Raw genomic sequence first — 20,262 nt, forward strand, 5'->3', positions numbered from 1 at the left:
GTCAGGTCCGTTTCATGGTTGCAGAGTGAAGGTCGCGCAGCAGGAACTCCGGCTGCGCTTCGGGATCCGCCGGCGTGAAGCGCAGCGTGCTGGTCGTGCCGGGGCCGAGATGCACCGCGTTGCGGCTCCACCGCCCCGGCACGCTGGCCTCGGCCGTCAGGAAGAAGCTCATCGCCTCGACGCTCAGCGTCACCAGCCAGTCGACGCCCTCGCGGGCGATCTCGGCGGCGGGGCGGGCGTCGGGCAGGTCGTAGCTCTTCCAGGGCTTGGGCGCGAAGATGTCGCCGGCATGGGTGCCGTCGGAGCCTTCCCAGCCGAAGGTGAGCACCTCGCCCTCCTCCAGCGTGCCGGCGGGCAGGGAGATCAGCACCTCCGCCCGCAGCGCCAGCGTGGCGTGGCCCTGCCCGAGCTCTCGCGCCGTGCCGTCCATCGACGTGGCGTAGGCGGTGACGGTGAGGTCCACATCCTCCAGCCGGTCGCTGATGCCGACGATGTCGATGCTGCCGTCCTTGCGCGGCACCGCCGTCGCCAGCACCGGCGCGTAGAAGCTCTGCGCCATGTGGTGCATCAGCTTCCAGTCGCCGCCGTGATCCAGCGAGGACCATGAGCAGACCGGCCACGTATCGTTGAGCTGCCAGTAGAGCGTGCCCATGCAATGCGGCTTGAGGCTGCGCCAATGCGTGACCGCCGTCTTGATGGCGAGGCCCTGCTGGATCTGGCTCAGCCAGACGAAATCCTCGAAGTTCTCGGGCCAGCGGAAGTAGCGGAACATCGTCGCCGCGATGCGCTCGTTGCCGCCCACGTTCTTCTGGTGGCTCTCGAAGATCGGGTTCGAGATGTTCCAGTCCTCGGGCGCGGCGAAGCGCTTGATGGCGTTGAGCGAGGGGTAGGATTGAAAGCCGAACTCGCTGCAGAAGCGGGGGCTGACATCGCGGTAATGGTCGAACTCGCGGTTCTCGTGCCAGACGCTCCAGAAGTGCATGTCGCCGGCGCTGTCGTCATGCCACGCATCGCCGAAGTTCATCGGCCCCGGGGAAGGGGACGAGGGCCACCACGTCGCGCCGGGGGCCGTCTCGCTCAGCGCCGCCTCGATGGTGCGGTTCAGCCGGTCGTAGTTCACCAGATAGCGGTCGCGGTTGTCGCGGCTCTCGGGGAACCACGTCAGCGCGCCGATCAGCTCGTTGTCGCCGCACCAAAGGGCGACGCAGGCGTGGTGATGGAGCCGCCCCGCCTGCTCGCGCACCTCGGCATCGACGTTGGCGAGGAAGTCGGGCGTCGAGGGGTAGAGGTTGCAGGCGAACATGAAGTCCTGCCAGACCATCAGGCCGAGCTCGTCGCAGGCGTCGTAGAAGCTGTCCGGCTCGTAGCGGCCACCGCCCCAGACGCGGATCATGTTCATGTTGGCGTCCACCGCCGATTGCAGCAGATCGCGCGTGCCCGCTTCGGTGATGCGCCCGGCAAGGGCGTCGGCGGGGATCCAGTTGGCGCCGCGCGCGAAGACCGGCTCGCCGTTGACTTGCAGCATGAAGGAGGTGCCGGCGTCGTCGGCCTCCGTCACCAGCTCGATCTGGCGCAGGCCGATGCGGCGGCGGGCGAAGGCCTCTCCGCAGTGAACCTCGAGGTCATGCAGGTGCTGCTCGCCGAGGCCGGCGGGCCACCACAGGCGCGGGTTCTCGATATCGAAGATGGCGGTGATGCCGCCGCCCTCCACAGCGCCTTCCAGCTCCTGCCCGGCGAAGCTCAGGCGGCAGGTCTCCCCCTCCGCGCCGGCGATGTAGGCGGTGACGGTGAGGGTGACGAGGCCCTCGGAATGCTCCTGCTCCACCTCCAGCCGCTCGATGCGGGGGGCGTCAGCGGCGACGATCTCGGCCCGGCCGTAAAGGCCGAAGGGTGCGAGGGCGATGTTCCAGTCCCAGCCGAAGTCGCACTGCACCTTGCGCAGCATGTTCCCGTGCGGGATCGGCGAGTTGCCGGCGTGGTAGGGGATGTAGAAGGGCTGCGCGCCCTGCCGCGCGGCCCCGCCGGCGACGTTGGAATGGAAGGTGATCTCGATCTCGTGCTCGCCGGCGGCGAGGTGAGAGAGGTCGGCCCGCCACGTGCGGAAGGCATTGTCGGCGTCTAGCACGACCTCGCCGTCCACCCTGACGGTGGCCAGCGTGTCGAGGCTTTCCAGCACCAGCTCGGCCGGCCGGTCGCCCTCCAGCGTGAAGCTGCGGCGGGCGAGCCAGTCGCCCTCGCCGATCCAGCGCAGGTCGTATTCGTTGCGTCCCCAGTAGGGCTCCGCGATCTCGCCGGCGGCGGCGAGCGCCGAAATGGCGTCCCCGGGAACCAAGAAGGGGGCGGAGATGTCTCCGCCCGCCTCCTCCAGAACCCAGTCGCCGTGCAGATCGGCCAGAACCGGGCGGGTCGTCTCCGTCACAGCCGCTCCTCGGTGCTGGTGTCGAAGAGCGAGACGCGGGCCGGGTCGATCCCGATGTTGAGGATTTCGCCCTCTTCCACCGGCAGATGCCCGTCCATGCGGATGCGGAAGGGCTCGTCGTTCACCCGGCTCCAGATCAGCGTGTCGGAGCCCATGGGCTCCACCAGCTCGGCCTTCACCTGCATCGTGGCCGGCATGTTGGCCGCCAGCTCGCCGGTGACGATGTGCTCGGGCCGGATGCCGGCGATGGCCGGGCCGTCCTGCGCGCTGCCGGCGGCGAAGTCGTAGCCCTGCATCCGCATCGTGAACTCGCCGGCGCGGAAGGTGCCCCGCTCCAGCGTGCCCTCGATGAAGTTCATCGACGGCGAGCCGATGAAGTCGGCCACGTACTTGTTGACCGGCCGGTTGTAGATCACGTCGGGCGTGTCGAGCTGCATGATCAGCCCGCCCTTCATGATGGCGATGCGGTTGGCCAGCGTCATCGCCTCCACCTGATCGTGCGTCACGTAGATCATGGTGTTCTTCAGCTGATGGTGCAGGCGCTTGAGCTCCACCCGCAGGTCGGCGCGCAGCTTGGCGTCGAGGTTCGACAGCGGCTCGTCGAAGAGGAAGACATCGACGTCCCGCACCAGCGCCCGGCCGATGGCGACGCGCTGGCGCTGACCGCCCGAGAGGGCGCCCGGCTTGCGCTTGAGCAGCGGCTCGATCTGCAGGATCTCGGCCGCGCGGTCGACGCGGCGCTTGATCTCGTCCTTCGGCACGCGGGCGTTCTTCAGGCCGAAGGAGAGGTTCCCCTCGACCGTCATCTGCGGGTAGAGCGCGTAGGACTGGAACACCATGCCGATGCCGCGCTCGGACGGCTCCTTCCAGGTGACGTTCTGCCCCTTGATGAAGATCTGCCCGTCGGTCGGCTCGAGCAGGCCGGCGATGCAGTTGAGCAGAGTGGACTTGCCGCAGCCCGACGAGCCGAGGAGGACGAGGAATTCCCCGTCATGGATGTCGAGGTTGAGGTTCTGCAGCACCTTCACGGCGCCGAAGTGAAGATCGAGATCCTTGATCTGAACGGAGTGGTCGGTCATGTGGGTCAGCCTTTGACGGCGCCGGCCGCAATGCCGCGCACGAAGAGTTTTCCGGAGACGAAGTAGATCGCGAGCGGCACGAGGCCGGTCAGCAGGGTCGCCGCCATGTTGACGTTGTATTCCTTGGTGCCCTGCACCGAGTTGACGATGTTATTGAGCTGCACCGTCATCGGGTACTGCTCGGCCCGCGTGTAGACGACCCCGAAGAGGAAGTCGTTCCAGATGCCCGTCACCTGCAGGATGATGGCCACCACGAGGATCGGCAGGGACATCGGCAGCATGATCCGGAAGAGGATCTGCCAGAAGCCCGCCCCGTCGACGCGGGCGGCCTTGAACAGCTCCTCGGGGATCGAGGCGAAGTAGTTGCGGAACAGCAGCACGAGGATCGGCATCCCGAAGATCGAGTGCACGATCACGAGGCCCGAGAGCGACCCGAAGAGCTGCACGCGGCCCCGGCAGGAGCCCTCGGCGGAGGTGAAGAACCCGCAGGTGCCCTGCCAGATATCGGTGAGGAAAGTGCCGACATCGCGCAGGATGATGACCACCGGGTAGAGCATCACCTGGTAGGGGATGAAGGCGCCGACGAGCAGCAGGGTGAAGAACACCTCGGAGCCTTTGAACTTCCACTTCGACAGCGCGTAGCCCGAGACGCAGGCGATGGAGATCGACAGGATCACCGACGGGATGAGGATGCGCACCGAGTTCCAGAAGCCGCGGGAGAGGCCGTCGCAGTTCACGCCCGTGCAGGCCTCCGCCCAGGCCTTCACCCAGGGCTGGAACGTGATGTCCTTGGGAAGCGAGAACACGTTGCCGAGGCGGATCTCGGGCATCGTCTTCAGCGAGGTGACGATCATCACGTAGAGCGGTAGCAGGTAGTAGATCGCCACCACGATGAGCACGCCGTAGAGCATGATGTTGCGGCGCGAGAGGTTGCGCTTGGGCCGGGCCCCGCGCGGGCCGTCGAGCTGGCCGCGCACCGGGTCTTCCGCGGCCTTCATGGTGTTGAGGGTGCCGATGTCAGCCACGTTTCCGGCCTCCGAATTCGAGAAGCGCCCAGGGGACGAGAATGATGACGACCGAGAGCAGCATCATGGTCGAGGCGGCGAAGCCCTGGCCGAGGTTCTGCCCGCCGAACATCGACTGCATGACGTACTTGGCCGGCACCTCGGAGGAGATGCCCGGGCCGCCGGACGTCTGCGCGACGACGAGGTCGTAGAGCTTGATGATGCCCGAGGCGATGAGCACGATGGCGGTCACGAAGACGGGCCGCATCATGGGGATGATGATGCGCGTGTAGGTCTTCCACACCGGGATCCCGTCCACGCGGGAGGCTTTCCAGATATCGTCATCGATGCCGCGCAGGCCGGCGAGCATGATGCACATGATCAGGCCGGTCCCCTGCCAGAGGCCGGCGATGAGCAGGCCGAACATGACGATGTCGGGGTTGTTGAGCGGGTTGAAGGTGAAGCTCTCCCACCCCAGCGAGCGCACGACGCCCTGCACACCGTAGTCGGGGTTCAGGATCCACTGCCACACGAGGCCGGTGACGATGAAGCTCAGCGCGAAGGGGTAGAGGAAGATGGTGCGGAAGGCATCCTCGAAGCGGATCTTCCGGTCGAGCATCGCGGCGAGCACGAAGCCGATCACCAGCGTCAGCACCAGCGAGCAGATGCCGTAGAGGGCCAGGTTCTGGATCGAGATGATCCACTTGGTTGTGCCCCACAGCCGCTCGTACTGGTCGAGGCCCACCCAGTTCAGCCGGGGCAGAAGGCCCGAGGAGGTGAACGAGTAGACGACCGTCCAGATCGTGCCGCCCATGAACACGATGACCGCGGTCGCGATCATCGGGATCAGAGCGATCTTTGACGAGAGATTGCGGAAAAGCCGGAGCGGGCGCTTTTGCGGCGCTGAACGTTCCGGGGCGACTGTATCGGCGGACTCGGCGATCGCCATGGCTGCCTCCCTGACCTGAGCGATGGGTGAGTATTGCACGTATGAGGCCTTCTGACGAAATGGGCCCCACGTGGGGGCCCATCCGCTTCAGGCCGTGTGGCCGGATATCTTAGCTGGCCTGCTCGATGATCTGGGCATAGCGCTCCTGGGCATCTTCGGCCGTCATGGAGGGCGTGTTCCAGAACTCGGTCATCAGGTCGTTCAGCTGGTTCGTCGTGTCCGGCGAGAGCAGCTGGTTGCCCGACGGCATGGTGTCGCCGTTGGCCAGAAGGTCGAGGCCCTTCTGGGTGCAGTCGTTCACCGTGGTCAGGTCGACGTCGCCGCGGATGGGCAGCGAGCCCTTCACGGAGTTGAACGCCACCTGCACCTCGGGGGACAGCATGAGCGCAGCCATCTCCTTCTGGGCGGCTTCGATCTCCGGATCGCCGGTGACGGGGAAGTAGAAGGCGTCCCCACCGGTGTCGAGGATGGCGATCTCGCCGAGGCCCGGCAGGCAGGAGTAGTCTTCGCCAGCCGTCATGCCGGCCACGGCGAATTCGCCCTGCGCCCAGTCACCCATGATCTGCGCGGCGGCTTCGCCGGTGATCACGGCGTTGGTCGCCTGGTTCCAGTCCTGCACGTCGAGGCCTTCGGCCATCTCGCGAGCGTCGGCATAGGCCTGGAAGACCTGGCCGTAAGCTTCGCCGCGGACGACGGAGGCGTCCTTGTCGCGGTTGACCGCGAGCAGGTTGTCGAGGCCGGCCAGCGCCACGGCCATCACGCCGAAGGAGCCGTTCTGCTGCCAGGCCTGGCCACCCATGGCGAGCGGCACGATGCCGGCTTCGCGGAGGGCAGGGGCGTCTTCGACGAACTCGGTCCAGGTCTCGGGGACCTCGAGGCCGGCTTCTTCGAAGGCGGCGTTCGACAGCCACATCCACTGCCAGGAGTGGATGTTCACCGGGGCGCAGTAGACGCGGCCCTCATAGGTGCAGGCGTCGAGCAGCGACGGCGGGTTGACGATGTCTTCCCAGCCCTGCTCCTCGGCGACGTCGGTCAGGTCGAGGATCAGACCGGCTTCGATCAGCTCCTGGGCCTGCAGGCCGTGGTTGAACTGGAAGGCCGCCGGCGGGTCGCCACCGATGATGCGCGAGACCATCACGGGGCGAGCCACGTCGCCGCCGCCGGCGATGGCGCCGTCGATCCAGTTGTGCTCGGTGTTCTCGTTGACCGCGGTCGCGAATTCCTGAACGGCCGCGGCTTCGCCGCCGGACGTCCACCAGTGCATGACCTCGAGGTCCACGGCACCGGCGCTGGTTGCGCTAACGATAGCGGTCGCAGCCAGGAGCTTGGTGGTGAGTTTCACGATTTGTCCTCCCTGATCTAAATCGTTGTAGAAACCTCTATAACCTTTTAGTTTGACGAGGCAAGAAATATTCGTGCGCCGTTCACGCAGCCTGTGAAACTTAAATGCTGCGCCGCAGCGCCGATATGCCGCAGTGCAGGAGGCACTCGGCAGGGAGGATGAAGGCCACATGGCCGTAAGGAAAACACCCAGCGCCGGCGGGGGCGCGGACGGCCCGATTGTCCGGACCGATCGCAAGCCCACTTTGCGCACCATCGCCGATCTGTCGGGCCTCGCGGTGCCGACGGTCAGCCGGGCGCTGAACGACGCACCCGACATCGGCGCTGGCACGAAGCAGCTGGTGCGCCGAATCGCCGACGAGATCGGCTACATCCCCAACCGCGCCGGCGTGCGCCTGCGCACCGGGCGCACCAACGTGATCGCCCTCGTGCTCTCCACCGAGCAGGAGATCATGAACCACACGGCGCGGCTCATCACCTCCATCTCCGGCGCGCTGCAGGGCTCGCCCTTCCACCTCATCGTTTCGCCCTTCCTCGGCGAGCAGGACCTGATGAAGCCGATTCGCTACCTGGTGGAGACGCGCTCCGCCGACGCGCTGATCTTCAACATGATCGAGCCGGAGGACCGGCGCGTCGCTTACCTGATGGAGCGCGGCTTCCCCTTCGCCACCCATGGCCGCACCATCTGGTCCGACCGGCACGCCTACTGGGATTTCGACAACGACGCCTTCGCCCGCATCGCGGTGACGCGTCTGGCGGAGCGGGGGCGCCGGCACATGCTGCTGATCGCCCCGCCGCAGCACCAGAACTACGCCAAGCTCATGGTCGCCGGCGCCCGGGCGGAGGCTGCGGCCCGCGGCGGCACCATGCTCGTGGCCGACACGGTGACGTCCGACAGCGAATCGGCCCCCATCCGCGCCTTCGTCGCCCGTGCTTTGGCGGAGGAGCCCCGCATCGACGGCATCATCTGCGGCTCTCCGACGGCGGCGATGGCCTCCGTCGCGGCGCTGGAGGGGGCAGGGCGGCGCATGGCCCACGATATCGACGTGGTGGCGAAGGAGGCGATTCCCTTCCTCACGCTTTTCCGCGATTCCATGCTGGTCATCGACGAGGATGTCCGCGCCGCCGGCGAGTTTCTCGCCCGCGCGGCAATGAAAGCTGTCCGCGAACCGGACGCACCGCCCATGCAGGGGCTTGAAATACCGACCGGGGAATCGTTCACCTCGGCCTGAAAGGGAGAGAGACCTATGGCATCACAGATCAAGGGGCCGGCATTGTTCCTGGCCCAGTTCGCGGGGGACGAAGCCCCCTTCAACACGCTGGAGGGCATCGCCGGCTGGGCCGCGGGCCTCGGCTACAAGGGCGTGCAGATCCCCACGTTCGACGCCCGCCTGTTCGATCTGAACAAGGCCGCCGAGAGCCAGGATTACTGCGACGAGGTCGCCGGCATCTGCGCCGACGCCGGCGTGGAGATCACCGAGCTCTCCACCCACCTTCAGGGCCAGCTCATCGCCGTGAACCCGGCCTATGACGAGGTCTTCGACGCCTTCGCCCCCAAGGAGGTGCACGGCAACCCGAAGGCCCGGCAGGAATGGGCCGTCGATCAGGTGAAGAAGGCCGCCGTCGCCTCCGAGCGATTCGGCCTCAAGCACACGGTCAGCTTCACCGGCTCGCTCGCCTTCCCCTACCTCTACCCGTGGCCGCAGCGCCCCGAGGGCCTCGTCGACGAGGCCTTCGCCGAGCTCGCCCGCCGCTGGGTGCCGATCATGGATCACTACGCCGACCACGGGCAGGACATCGGCTTCGAGATCCACCCCGGGGAAGACGTCTTCGACGGCGCGACCTGGGAGATGTTCCTCGAGGCCTGCGGCGGCCACGTCGCGGCGATGATCAACTACGATCCCTCGCACTTCGTGCTACAGCAGCTCGATTACCTCGCCTTCATCGATCTCTACCATGACCGGATCAACGCCTTCCACGTGAAGGATGCCGAGTTCAATCCCGACGGCCGGCAGGGTGTCTATTCCGGCTATCAGCCCTGGCTGAACCGCGCCGGCCGCTTCCGGTCGCTCGGCGACGGGCAGGTCGATTTCGCGGCGATCTTCTCCAAGCTCACCGGCTACGGCTACGATTCGTGGGCCGTGCTGGAGTGGGAATGCTGCATCAAATCGCCTGAGCAAGGCGCGGCCGAGGGCGCGCCCTTCATCGCCAGCCACCTGATCGACCGGGCCGAGAAGGCCTTCGACGATTTCGCCGGCGGCGAGCGGGACGAGGCGCAGATCAAGAGGATGCTGGGGCTATGACGAAGCTGAAACTGGGCATGGTCGGCGGCGGGCAGGGGGCCTTCATCGGCGCCGTCCACCGCATCGCGAGCCGCATCGACGACCGGTGGGAGCTGGTCGCGGGTGCGCTGTCCTCCAACCCCGAGCGGGCGGCGGCCAGCGCCGCCGAGCTGGGGATCGCCGAGGATCGCAGTTACGGCTCCTTCGAGGAGATGGCTCAGGCCGAGGCGGCGCGCGAGGACGGCATCGACGCGGTGGCGATCGTGACGCCGAACCACGTCCACGCCGGGCCGGCGGTCGCCTTCCTCGAGGCCGGCATCAACGTCATCTGCGACAAGCCGCTGGCGGCGACGCCGGAGGATGGGGAGCGCATCGCCGCCGCCGTGGCCGCGAGCAAGGCGAAGTTCATCCTGACGCACAACTACACCGGCTACCCCCTGATCCGTCAGGCGCGGGAGATGGTGGCGCGCGGCGATCTCGGCGAGCTGCGCATCGTGCAGGCCGAATACGCGCAGGACTGGCTGACCGAGGCGCCCGAGCCGGGCAACAAGCAGGCCGACTGGCGCACCGACCCGGCCCGCGCCGGCGGCGGCGGCATCGGCGACATCGGCACGCATGCCTACAACCTGCTCGGCTTCGTCTCCGGCCTGAAGACCTCCGCCCTCGCGGCGGATCTCGCCAGCTTCGTGCCCGGGCGGAAGGTCGACGACAACGCCCACATCCTGCTCCGCTTCGAGGGCGGGGCGAAGGGGATGGTCTGGGTGAGCCAGGTCGCCCCCGGTTGCGAGAACGGCCTGCGCCTACGCCTCTACGGCGACAAGGGCGGGATCGAGTGGCACCAGGAGAACCCCAACGTCATGCGCTACACGCCCTTCGGCGAGCCGACCCGGCTGCTGACGCGCGGCGGCGCCGGTCTCGGCGGCGGGGCGGGGACGGATACCCGCATCCCCCCGGGCCACCCCGAGGGCTACCTCGAGGGCTTCGCCAACCTCTACCGCGACGCGGCCGACCTGATCGCGGGGGAGAACGACGGCGCCCTCCTGCCGGGGATCGAGGCGGGTCTGGAGGGGATGTGGTTCATCTCCGCCTGCCAGGAGAGCTCCGGCAAGGACGGCGCCTGGGTGAAGAAGTAAGGCCGCGCCCCGCCGGCGAATGGCGGGGCGGCCCTTGCCGGTCGCCGGAGGAATCCGGCGGCCGGTGCGTGCCAAGGGCGCAGGGCGTGGCGCATGTCGTGAGGGTGAAGGTGGGTTGAAAACCCACCCTACGAAGGCGGTGTCCCTCTCTCGGCGGGTGCCGGTAATTTGCGGTTCCGGTGCCCCTTCTTCCCGCCGAAGAGCCCCCGCTCCGAGCCTTTCCCCCGCCCGGTACGCGCCAAAGGCGCAGGGCGAGCGCCTGCCCGTCCCGACGGGCTGGCGCTCTGGTGAAGCTTGGTGCCCCGCTCAGGTCGGGGAGGGGGTTGGCCGGCATAAAGCGCTTTAGCGGCGATGTCGGAGCGCCACCCCACGGGCAGGCGCCCGCCCTGCGCCTGCGGGCGTGGCGCATGTCGTGAGGGTGAAGGTGGGTTAAAAGCCCACCCTACGGATAGGCGGCGGCCGGTTCGCCAAGTTCCGGCAACCCCGCCCCCCTCACCCCTCCGGAGGAGCGCCCGCGCTCTGGCCGGTGCCGGTGTCGCGGCCGGGGATGATGTCGCGGCGCTTGCCGAAGTTCTCCCAGCTCTCCATGGCCTCCAGCGCCTCCTCCGCCGTCTCCACGTAGCGGAAGAGGGAGAGGTCGGCGCGGCTGATCGTGCCGGCGTCGGCGAGGGCGTCCCAGTTGATCACCCGGTCCCAGAAATCGCGGCCGAAGAGCAGCACGGGGACCTGCCCCATCCGCCCCGTCTGGATCAGCGTCAGCGCCTCGAAGAGCTCGTCCATCGTGCCGAAGCCGCCGGGGAAGATGCAGACGGCGCGGGCGCGCATCAGGAAGTGCATCTTGCGGATCGCGAAGTAGTGGAAGTTGAAGCACAGCTCCGGCGTGACGTATTCGTTCGGCGCCTGCTCGTGGGGCAGCACGATGTTGAGCCCGATGCTCCGCCCGCCCGCCTCCCTGGCGCCGCGGTTGCCGGCCTCCATCACGCCCGGCCCGCCGCCCGTGCAGATCACGTCCTCCCGCCCGCCGGAGCGCTCCAGCGACCGCTCGGTGACGATGCGGGCGAAGCGGCGCGCCTCCTCGTATTGCTCGGTCAGCTCGGCCAGCGCCTCGGTCTTCGCCTCGGCCCGGCGGGAGGGCGGCAGGATGCGGGCGCCGCCGAAGAGGACGATGGTGCTCTCCACCTCCGCCTCGTCCAGCGCCATCTGCGGCTTCAGCAGCTCCAGCTGGAAGCGGACGGGGCGCAGCTCCTCCCGCGTGAGGAAATCGTCATCCGCGAAGGCGAGCCGGTAGGTCGGCGAGCGCGTCTGCTCGGTATCCGGCACGCCGGCGGCTGTCGTGCGGTCCTCGCCGCTGCGGCGAAGCGGGTGCTGGCGGTGCGGCTGGGTCATGGCGGCTCCTTCGTGAAGCCCTCTTGATGGCAGGCTCCGCGGGCGGCGTCCATCCGCCCGCGGAGCCCCCTCTCAGCTCTGCGAGGCGAGGAAGCCCGGGCAGTCGCGCCGCGCATCCGTCAGGCCGACATAGGAGCCGTTGATGATCAGGTGCCACGTCGGCAGGTAGCCCGGCGCCTGTGCCCGCACGTAGGAGCAGCCGGTGCGCGGGTCCGTCCAGGTGCGCTCGGTGTAGCTGGAGGGCGGGCCGGCCGTCGGGCTGGGGCCGGGCGCGACGCGCAAGGTGGCCTGCTGCGCGGCGGCGGGCGCGGCGAGGGCGACGAGGCTGAGGGCGGCGGCGGCAAGAATGCGGGTCATCTCTTCTCTCTCCACTCTGGGGCGACGGGGCCTCTGTGGCCCCATCCTTCGGTATTGCGGGGCCTCTGTGGCCCGATCGTTCGGTACTGCGGGGCCTGTTATCGCCCCGGCCTGCGTCAAAGCGCGGCCGGAAGCGCGGCCAGATTGCGGCGGATACCGCCGATTTCCCGGCACCGCTTCACCCTTTGGCAACCTCGCGCGATTGCGCCGCCCCGGCCCATGGGGCAAAAGCCGGGGCGACGCCAGCCGAGGGAGCCCGATATGTCCAACGCCCAGCTCGAAGCCGCCATCGAGAGCGCCTGGGAGGCGCGTGCCGAGATCACGCCCGCCACCTCCGGAGAGACCCGCGAGGCCATCGAGGATACGCTGAACGCGCTCGATTCCGGCCAGCTCCGCGTCGCCGAGCGTGGCGAGGACGGCACCTGGCACGTCAACCAGTGGGCCAAGAAGGCCGTGCTCCTCGGTTTTCGCATCAAGGACATGGAGCCGCAATCGGGCGGCCCGCAGGGCTCCGGCTGGTGGGACAAGGTCGACAGCAAGTTCCTCGGCTGGGGGGAGAACCAGTGGCGCGCTGCCGGCTTCCGCGCCGTGCCGAACGCCGTCGTCCGCAAGAGCGCCTACATCGCCCCCGGCGTGGTGCTCATGCCCTCCTTCGTGAACCTGGGAGCTTACGTCGGCGAGGGCACGATGGTGGATACCTGGGCCACCGTCGGCTCCTGCGCGCAGATCGGCAAGGGCGTGCACCTCTCCGGCGGCGTCGGCATCGGCGGCGTGCTGGAGCCGATGCAGGCCGGCCCCACGATCATCGAGGATAACTGCTTCATCGGCGCCCGCTCCGAGGTCGTCGAGGGCGTCATCGTCCGCGAGGGCTCCGTCCTCGGCATGGGTGTCTTCCTCGGCCAGTCGACCAAGATCGTCGACCGGGCGACGGGCGCCGTCACCTATGGCGAGGTGCCGCCCTATTCCGTCGTCGTCTCCGGCTCCATGCCGTCGACCGGCGGTGTGAACCTCTACTGCGCCGTCATCGTCAAGCGGGTGGACGAGCGCACGCGCGGCAAGGTCGGCATCAACGAGCTCCTGCGCGACTGATGCCCGGGCCGGAGGAAGCCCAGTACGCCACGCCGGCCAACCTGACGGCCCGGGGCGATCTGCACGCCCGCTACGCCAGCGAGGACTGGTTCGGCTTCGTCCATGACAAGATCGGTCTGACCTCCGGCGAGACCGTGCTCGACATCGGCTGCGGCGCCGGCTGGATATGGGAGAGGGAGGGGCTGCCCGAGATCGCACTCACCCTCGCCGACCGCTCGCCCGCCATGGTCGAGGCAGCGCTGGGCCGGGCGAAGGTCGCGGATACCCACGGCGAGGTGGCCGACGCCGCCTCGCTCGGCTTCGCCGCCGGCCAGTTCGACGTCATCCTCGCGCTGCACATGGCCTATCACCTCGAGAATCCCGCCGAGGCGCTGGCGCAGATGGCGCCGCTCCTCAAGGAGGGCGGGCGGCTCGTCCTCTCCGTAAACGGCACCGGCAACCTCGGCCCCTTGTGGAACATCGCGGCCGAGTGCCTCGGCATCGCGCCGGTCGATCCCTCCGTGGTCCTCTTCTCCGACCTCGCGGCGGAGGCGGCCCTAGCCGCGACCTTCCGCGAGATCGAGCGCCACGACTTCGTCGACCTCTACCGGGTGGCGGAGGCGGAGCCGCTCGTCGCCTACCTCGCCTCGCTGCCGCCGGCGGCGGAGGGCGGCGCCGCCGCGCTCCCTGCCATCCGCACCTCGGTGGAGGACGCGCTGGCGCGGGGCCCGCTGGAGCTGCCCCGCCGGAGCGCCGTTCTCGTGGCGCGGGCACCGAAACAGCCGTGACCCGATCCTGACCTCCGAGCCCCCCGAAGGGAGATCCCCATGCGCGACGCCCAAGACTGCCTGATCGTCATCGACGTGCAGAACGATTTCTGCCCCGGCGGCGCCCTCGCCGTGACCGGCGGGGACGAGATCGTCCCCGGCATCAACGCCCTGATGGAGGAGTTTCCCGCCGTCGTCCTGACGCAGGACTGGCACCCCGCCGGCCACTCCTCCTTCGCCTCGCAGCACCCGGGCGCCGCGCCGATGTCCCTGACCGAGATGCCCTATGGCCCGCAGGTGCTCTGGCCCGACCATTGCGTGCAGGGCACCCCCGGCTCGGCCTTTCATGAGGGGCTGCGGACGGATGGCGACCTGATCATCCGCAAGGGCTTCCGCCCCGCGATCGACAGCTACTCAGCCTTCTTCGAGAACGACCACGCCACGCCGACGGGGCTGGAAGGCTACCTGCGCTCGCGCGGCCTGACCCGCCTGACGCTGGTCGGCCTCGCCACGGATTTCTGCGTCAACTACTCGGCGGTGGACGCCGCCCGCCTCGGCTTCGACGTCACCGTGCGCATGGATCTCTGCCGCGCCATTGACCTCGAAGGCTCGCTTGCGGCGGCGGAGGCGGGCATGCGCGAGGCGGGCGTGACGCTCGCGTAGGGTGCGTGCTCGCACGCACCACTCGGGCACAGGTGCGTGCAAGCACGCACCCTACGGGACGATCACCAGCTTGCCGGAGATCTCTCCCGCGCCCATCCGCGTCAGCGCGCCGATGCTCTCCTCCAGCGGCGCCACCTCGCCGATGAGCGGCCGCAGCTCCCCGGCCTCGGCGCGTCGCAGCAGCTCCGGCAGATGCGTCGGCCCCATCCTGGCGATCATCAGGCCGGCGCGCCGCCCCTGCCTGTCCGCCCCCCGCGCCATTCCGGCGACGGCCGACCAGAAGGCGCCCATCTCGCCGCCCACCATCCGGTAGGCACCGCCGGGCGTCAGCGCCCGCCGCACGGCGCCCATGCGCCGGCTCCCGAAGAGATCGAGGATCAGATCATAGCGCCGCCCCTCGGCCGCGAAGTCCACCTCCCGGTAATCCAGCACCCGCTGCACCCCGAGCGACCGCAGTGCCTCGGCCTTCCCCGCATTGTCCACCGCCGTCACCTCGGCTCCCGCCGCCAGCGCCAGCTGCACCGCCAGCGGGCCGGAGCCGCCGCCGGCGCCGTTGATCAGCACGGCATCCCCGGCGCCGACCCCCGCCATCCCGTCCAGCGCGATGGCGCCCGACTGGGGCAGCGCGGCGGCGGTGACGTCGCTCACCCCCTCGGGCACCGGGCGCCACAGCTCCGCCGGCGCCGCGCAATACTCGGCGAAGCCGCCCCAGTACTCGAACGTGTCCGCCACCACCCGCATCCCGGGCGCAAAACCCTCCACGCCCGCGCCCACCGCCTCCACCACGCCGACGACATCGGAGCCCGGCACCCGCACGCCGGAGCTGAAGAGCCGTGGCATCCGCGCGTAGGCTGGCCGCCCCGTCAGCCGCTCCCAGTCGGAGGCATTCGCCCCGCAGGCCGTGACTTTCACGACGATTGCCCCAGCTTTGGCCTCGGGCCGGGGCATGTCCCTCAGATCCAGAGCCTCCGGCCCGCCATATCTGGTTTGAACGAGTGCGCGCATGGGTCACCCTCGCGCGACAGGAGGCGAGGCGTCATGGGGAAAATCACCGTCAACGACACCATGCAGCAGGGCTACACCTACGAGACGACAGCCCGCATCGGCGACGTCCACTCGGAGGATTTCGATCCGTGGTGCCCCCCGGCGAAGATGCTGGAGATGGGCGTCTTCGAGGGCAAGTACCTCAACGACTGCCGGGACGAGTTCCCCAAGACGTGGTTCGAGGGCGCCAAGCTGGCCGATGGCAAGGCGGACGCCGAGCTCAACTACTTCGGCATCAAGTCCCGCCAGCCCCTCTCGGTCTGGAAAGAGAAGGGCTGGATCATCGGGCCCGACCCGCGCGGCTGGTTCCAGTGGTACTGCCGCTACTGGATGGGCCGCCGGCTGGAGGGGGTGGACGACAAGCAGAAGTCCCGCTGGCGCAACTTCCGCCGCCATGCCGGCCAGGTGAAGAAGGCCTGCGATCCCGGCGACGTCTACTGCCGCCCCAAGCAGCGCCAGGCGCTCCTCCAATGGGCGCATGACCCCCTGATCTGATGGACAACCACGGCTCGGCCTGCATGATGCGCGGGCCCGAGCCGGAGGACCCCATGGTCGACATCGCCACGCGCGTCTGGAACCACAAGTGGAAGATCGACCCGATCGTCCGCTCCCTGATCGATACCGATTTCTACAAGCTCTTGATGTGCCAGTCCGTCCGCCGCTACCGGCCCGACGTGCAGGTGACGTTCTCCCTCATCAACCGCACCAAGAGCATCCGCCTCGCCGAGCTGATCGACGAGGGCGAGCTGCGCGAACAGCTCGACCACATCCGCTCTCTCTCCCTCACCCGGGGCGAGAGCACGTGGATGCGGGGCAACACCTTCTACGGCAAGCGGCAGATGTTCACGCCCGACTTCATGGACTGGTTCGAGAACCTGCGCCTGCCGCCCTACCACCTCGAGGTCCGCGACGGCCAGTACGAGCTGACGTTCGAGGGCTCCTGGCCCGAGGTCATGCTGTGGGAGATCCCCGCCCTCGCCGTCCTCATGGAGCTTCGCGGCCGCGCCGTCCTCGACACCATGGGCCGCTTCGAGATCCAGGTCCTCTATGCCCGCGCCATGACGCGCCTCTGGGAGAAGATCGAGCGCCTGCGCCCGCATGACGGCCTGAAGATCGCCGATTTCGGCACCCGCCGCCGCCATTCCTTCCTCTGGCAGGACTGGTGCGTGCAGGCGATGCAGGAGGGGCTGGGGAGCAGCTTCACCGGCACCTCCAACTGCCTCATCGCCAAGAACCGCGATCTCGAGGCCATCGGCACCAACGCCCACGAGCTGCCCATGGTCTACTCCGCCCTCGCCGAGAGCGACGAGGCCCTCGCCCGCGCGCCCTATGACGTCCTCTCCGACTGGCATGAGGAGCATGACGGCAACCTGCACATCATCCTGCCCGACACCTACGGCACCCCCGGCTTCCTCGACCGCGCCCCCGACTGGCTGGCCGGCTGGACGGGCATGCGCATCGACAGCGGCGACCCGGCGGAGGGCGCCGAGCGCGCGATCCGCTGGTGGCAGAGCCGGGGGGAGGACCCGACGGAGAAGCTGGTGATCTTCTCCGACGGGCTCGACGCGGGCAAGATCATCGACCTCTACCAGCGCTTCCAGGGCCGGGTGCGGGTGAGCTTCGGCTGGGGCACGATGCTGACGAACGACTTCGGCGGGTTGACGGAGGGGAATTCTCTGGCCCCGTTCTCGCTCGTCTGCAAGGCTGTGGAGGCGAACGGCCGCCCCACCGTGAAGCTGAGCGACAACCCCCGGAAGGCCATGGGGCCGGACGCGGAGATCGCCCGGTACAAGCGGGTGTTCGGGGTGGGGGAGCAGGAGGAGATGGAGGTGGTGGTTTAGGGGGTGTCGTCCAAATAGTGGATGCTCTCTTTTATAGCGTGTAGCTCCTGCGCAGTAGAGCTTATCTGGCTAGCGCCCAACCTGGGTGCGGACATTCCGCCATACCAATCTTCAATTTCACCACGCGAGGTTTGCCTCCGTTCCTTTTCAAAGAGATCCCGGAATCTTCTCGGTGAAATTCCATAAAAATGTTCGACCGTCACTAAAGAAGGGTTCTGCCCTTCGGGGCCAATAATGTTTTTAAAGAGTGCTTCTGCTTTGCTCTTGGGGTAGGGCTCGATAAACACAATTCTTGCGATTCCAGAGGAAACAATGTGTTTAGCGCAATTGTGGCAGGGGTAAGTTGTGACATATATTGTTCCCCCCTTTAACGCACGACCTAATCTCGCGGCATCACAGATAGCGTTCATTTCCGCATGAACCATCCTTCCGTATTCAGTGACGCCGCCGATGAGAGAATCTAAGATCTTGTCCTTCCGGCTTTCGTCGGACAAGATATCTTCAGAAGTCATTTCTGAACGAAGCAGGTCCTGTTCCTCGAGGGAATGCAGGAAGCTGAATATTATGTTGTTTATCTCCTGTTTATTTGCTTCGCCGCCCAAATCTACATCGCGCAGTTTGCCCGAATCCTCTTGGCTATAGATACCTCCACCAGGTTTTGGAACCTCATTACATCCCGTAGATATGAGGTCTCCTTCAGGGGAGAATACCCCAGCGCCAACTTGTCTAGACAGGTCTAAAGATCTAAGGGAGGCAGCCTTGGCCACGTATTGACCATATTCGTCGCGAGTGGGGCCAATTGAGTTTTTTCCAAACAGAACATCTATGAAGCGATCGCTGGAAGTCTGTAGTGCCTCTGCAGATCGACCGTCTAGAAAGACGTCGCCCAACTGAAAGACTTTTGATATTTGTTGCCCGACTTTGTCGGCATCCTTTTCATCTTGATCCATTTGGATCAGCTTCTTCGCATGTCTTTCGCAGTCCTCATTCGTCCAGCCATCTTTCTCGCCGCGGAGGCGCGCGATTAGTCTCTCTAATCTCTGGTTAACAGGGGTTGCGACGCTAACCTGGATAAACCTCCGGCCAAACGCTCTAGTCAGAAGTTCAATTTCCTCCTTGCGTTTAAGCTGGTTTATAATGAAAGCGTGTTGCGCACGCGGTATGCTCTCTTGCTTTCCAACATCGGATTCGACCGTCGCTCCGCTCAATTTTCCACGAAGAGAGCGAATTTTTTGAATGGCCTCCCCGGCTAAAACAGAATTTATCCCGTAGGATGATCTTACCAAGTTTCCCCTGTAAATCTTGTTCTCTAACTCGGAATCCCCTCTGTCGAGCGAGCAAATGCCCCGAGCAAGTAGCAGCTCATTTAATGAGCCGCTTATCGAAATCGAGCTGGATCGATATCCAACCCGTCTTAGCGACACATCCAATGCAGCTTCGGCTTCTTTAATTGGGCAGCCTATCGGGCCGACCATGCCAAATATTAGCTCAAATTGTTCTGACATATCTACTTGAATCTCCAGGATTGTAACTCGGTCACAAATCACATCGACTAGTCAAGTCTGAACTTGTGTCTGCTTCATTATTGAAGCAAAGTGCTCATAGGGAGGAGTGCCTATGTTTGAGGAAAATCCAATGTTCCCAGCGTCTTCGGAGGCAGACTTAAGCCTACTTGTGGAGCCGGCCCGAAACTTGAAGCTCGAACGTAAGAAGCTTGACGAGCTGATCGGCGCTCAGTCAGAGGCTGCCCAAGAATACCTCAGCGGCAAGTTTGTTATGCGCTGAGCCTCTTTCATCCTCACAACGGCCCGCCTTCGCGGGCCTTTTTTTTACAAGCTGTTGCCCTTGCAGTCATAAGCGCTCGCCCCCACCCCCTCACCAAACCGTCACTTCCCCCCATCCCCCCCACCGCCTAGCCTCCCCGGCATGCCCAGCCTCTCCCGCCGCACGGCGCTCGCCCTCTTCGCCGCCGCGCCCCTCGCGGCGCGCGCCCAGTCCGGCCCCGGCGTCGGCGGCCTCCCGGCCCTCCTCGCGGAGTTCCCACAGGCCCATGCCATCGCCATCGCCCAGTCCGGCGAGCTCACGCTGAACGAAGCCGTCCGGGGCCCCGCCATCGACCGCCCCGTCAACGTCAAGTCCGTCTCCAAGAGCCTCGTCGCCGCGATCCTCGGCGCCACCATCGCCGAGGGCACCGTCTCTCTCGAGAGCACCCTCTCCGAGGTCGCCCCCGCCCTCATCCCCGCCGGCGCCGACCCGCGCGTCGCGCAGCTCACGCTGCGCGATCTTGTCACGCTCCGCGCCGGGCTGGAGCGGACGAGCGGGGGGAATTACGGCGGCTGGGTCGCCAGCTCCAACTGGGTGGCCAACCAGCTCTCCCGCCCCTTCGTGGCCGAGCCGGGCGGGCGGATGCTCTATTCCACCGGCTCCGTCCACGTCCTCGGCGCCGCCCTCGCCGAGGCGACGGGCGAGAGCCTCCTCGCTCTCGCGCGCCGCCACCTCGGCACCCCGCTCGGCATCGAGATTCCGGCCTGGACGAGGGACCCGCAGGGCTACTACCTCGGCGGCAACGAAATGGCGCTGACCCCGGCCGCGATGGTCCGCGTCGGCGAGCTCTACCGCCTCGGCGGCGTGTGGGAGGGCACCCGCGTCCTCGCGGAGGGCTACGCGGAAGAGAGCTTCGATCCCGTCACCCGCTCCCCCTATTCCGGCCTCGGCTACGGCCTCGGCTGGTTCACCGGGCGGATGGCGGGGAAGGCCTTCGGCCTCGCGCGGGGCTACGGCGGCCAGCTGATCCTCGTCATGCCGGAGGCGGAGCTGACGGTGGCCATCACCTCCGACCCGACGCTCCCGGCACGGAGCGGCGGCTACTTCGGCGAGCTGATGGATTTCCTCGCCGGCCCGGTCATGGAGGCGACCGGCGCCGCCTAGG

At 67.1% G+C, this 20,262-nt stretch carries 18 protein-coding genes; 9 read left to right on the forward strand and 9 right to left on the reverse strand.

Going from position 1 to position 20,262, the window contains the following annotated elements:
- Position 1 precedes the first annotated feature (1 nt).
- From GY170_RS01405 to GY170_RS01425, 5 genes are all read right to left on the reverse strand, one after another.
- Positions 2 to 2,419: a glycoside hydrolase family 2 protein gene (locus GY170_RS01405; protein ID WP_235937773.1), complete on the reverse strand. Its 2,418-nt coding sequence runs from the start codon at positions 2,417 to 2,419 to the stop codon at positions 2 to 4.
- Positions 2,416 to 3,498 (reverse strand): ABC transporter ATP-binding protein, encoded by a 1,083-nt coding sequence (locus GY170_RS01410; RefSeq protein ID WP_163889275.1) that lies wholly within the window; start codon positions 3,496 to 3,498, stop codon positions 2,416 to 2,418. Before GY170_RS01410 ends, GY170_RS01405 begins: the two co-directional genes overlap by 4 nt.
- A gap of 5 nt (positions 3,499 to 3,503) precedes the next feature.
- Positions 3,504 to 4,496, reverse strand: a complete 993-nt coding sequence (locus tag GY170_RS01415) for a carbohydrate ABC transporter permease (protein ID WP_203531186.1) — start codon at positions 4,494 to 4,496, stop codon at positions 3,504 to 3,506.
- A gap of 19 nt (positions 4,497 to 4,515) precedes the next feature.
- Entirely contained in the window at positions 4,516 to 5,451 is a 936-nt protein-coding gene (locus GY170_RS01420) for a carbohydrate ABC transporter permease (RefSeq protein WP_163889279.1), read from the reverse strand.
- Positions 5,452 to 5,560: 109 nt separating this feature from the next.
- Positions 5,561 to 6,793, reverse strand: coding sequence for an ABC transporter substrate-binding protein (locus tag GY170_RS01425; RefSeq protein WP_209316602.1), 1,233 nt, complete (start codon positions 6,791 to 6,793; stop codon positions 5,561 to 5,563).
- A 244-nt stretch (positions 6,794 to 7,037) separates the two neighbouring features.
- On the opposite strand from GY170_RS01425, the gene GY170_RS01430 reads away from it, so the two are divergent.
- Genes GY170_RS01430 through GY170_RS01440 form a run of 3 tightly spaced genes read left to right on the forward strand, consistent with a single transcriptional unit; the run spans position 7,038 to position 10,207 of the window.
- A complete protein-coding gene (locus GY170_RS01430) occupies positions 7,038 to 8,024 on the forward strand; it encodes a LacI family transcriptional regulator (protein WP_235923984.1) in 987 nt (328 codons plus the stop codon).
- Positions 8,025 to 8,039: 15 nt separating this feature from the next.
- The gene (locus GY170_RS01435) at positions 8,040 to 9,095 is read left to right on the forward strand and encodes a sugar phosphate isomerase/epimerase family protein (protein ID WP_163889285.1); all 1,056 of its coding nucleotides are present in this window, start codon (positions 8,040 to 8,042) and stop codon (positions 9,093 to 9,095) included.
- Positions 9,092 to 10,207 carry a Gfo/Idh/MocA family protein gene (locus tag GY170_RS01440; RefSeq protein ID WP_235923985.1) on the forward strand — a complete coding sequence of 372 codons (1,116 nt, stop codon included), beginning with the start codon at positions 9,092 to 9,094 and terminating at the stop codon, positions 10,205 to 10,207. The genes GY170_RS01435 and GY170_RS01440 overlap by 4 nt, the downstream gene beginning before the upstream one ends.
- A gap of 492 nt (positions 10,208 to 10,699) precedes the next feature.
- On the opposite strand, the gene GY170_RS01445 is transcribed toward GY170_RS01440, so the two are convergent.
- Positions 10,700 to 11,593 (reverse strand): LOG family protein, encoded by an 894-nt coding sequence (locus GY170_RS01445; RefSeq protein ID WP_163889287.1) that lies wholly within the window; start codon positions 11,591 to 11,593, stop codon positions 10,700 to 10,702.
- A gap of 72 nt (positions 11,594 to 11,665) precedes the next feature.
- Positions 11,666 to 11,950, reverse strand: coding sequence for a hypothetical protein (locus GY170_RS01450; RefSeq protein WP_163889289.1), 285 nt, complete (start codon positions 11,948 to 11,950; stop codon positions 11,666 to 11,668).
- Between the two features lie 261 nt (positions 11,951 to 12,211).
- Between GY170_RS01450 and dapD the strand changes: the two genes are divergently transcribed.
- Genes dapD through pncA form a run of 3 tightly spaced genes read left to right on the forward strand, consistent with a single transcriptional unit; the run spans position 12,212 to position 14,448 of the window.
- Positions 12,212 to 13,039, forward strand: coding sequence for a 2,3,4,5-tetrahydropyridine-2,6-dicarboxylate N-succinyltransferase (dapD, locus tag GY170_RS01455; RefSeq protein ID WP_163889291.1), 828 nt, complete (start codon positions 12,212 to 12,214; stop codon positions 13,037 to 13,039).
- The gene (locus tag GY170_RS01460) at positions 13,039 to 13,806 is read left to right on the forward strand and encodes a class I SAM-dependent methyltransferase (RefSeq protein ID WP_163889293.1); all 768 of its coding nucleotides are present in this window, start codon (positions 13,039 to 13,041) and stop codon (positions 13,804 to 13,806) included. The genes dapD and GY170_RS01460 overlap by 1 nt, the downstream gene beginning before the upstream one ends.
- A 39-nt stretch (positions 13,807 to 13,845) precedes the next feature.
- Entirely contained in the window at positions 13,846 to 14,448 is a 603-nt protein-coding gene (pncA, locus tag GY170_RS01465; RefSeq protein ID WP_163889294.1) for a bifunctional nicotinamidase/pyrazinamidase, read from the forward strand.
- A gap of 51 nt (positions 14,449 to 14,499) precedes the next feature.
- Here the strand turns inward: pncA and GY170_RS01470 are convergent, their stop codons facing one another.
- Positions 14,500 to 15,453, reverse strand: a complete 954-nt coding sequence (locus tag GY170_RS01470) for an NAD(P)-dependent alcohol dehydrogenase (protein WP_394351471.1) — start codon at positions 15,451 to 15,453, stop codon at positions 14,500 to 14,502.
- Positions 15,454 to 15,486: 33 nt separating this feature from the next.
- Between GY170_RS01470 and GY170_RS01475 the strand changes: the two genes are divergently transcribed.
- Both GY170_RS01475 and pncB read left to right on the forward strand, forming a co-directional pair.
- On the forward strand, positions 15,487 to 15,987 hold the full coding sequence (locus GY170_RS01475; RefSeq protein WP_163889298.1) for a hypothetical protein: 501 nt from the start codon (positions 15,487 to 15,489) through the stop codon (positions 15,985 to 15,987).
- A 53-nt stretch (positions 15,988 to 16,040) separates the two neighbouring features.
- Complete coding sequence (gene pncB / locus GY170_RS01480) at positions 16,041 to 17,333, forward strand: nicotinate phosphoribosyltransferase (RefSeq protein ID WP_163891081.1); 1,293 nt, start codon at positions 16,041 to 16,043, stop codon at positions 17,331 to 17,333.
- Here pncB and GY170_RS01485 read toward each other — a convergent pair.
- Positions 17,330 to 18,838, reverse strand: coding sequence for an anti-phage dCTP deaminase (locus tag GY170_RS01485; protein ID WP_163889300.1), 1,509 nt, complete (start codon positions 18,836 to 18,838; stop codon positions 17,330 to 17,332). The two genes, pncB and GY170_RS01485, sit on opposite strands and share 4 nt — an antisense overlap.
- Positions 18,839 to 19,259: 421 nt before the next feature.
- Here GY170_RS01485 and GY170_RS01490 point away from each other — a divergent pair, with 421 nt between their 5' ends.
- Positions 19,260 to 20,261 (forward strand): serine hydrolase domain-containing protein, encoded by a 1,002-nt coding sequence (locus tag GY170_RS01490; RefSeq protein ID WP_163889303.1) that lies wholly within the window; start codon positions 19,260 to 19,262, stop codon positions 20,259 to 20,261.
- Position 20,262 lies beyond the last annotated feature (1 nt).

It is taken from the genome of Pseudoroseicyclus tamaricis (assembly GCF_012070395.1).
In the GTDB taxonomy this organism is placed as follows: Bacteria; Pseudomonadota; Alphaproteobacteria; order Rhodobacterales; family Rhodobacteraceae; genus Pseudoroseicyclus_A; species Pseudoroseicyclus_A tamaricis.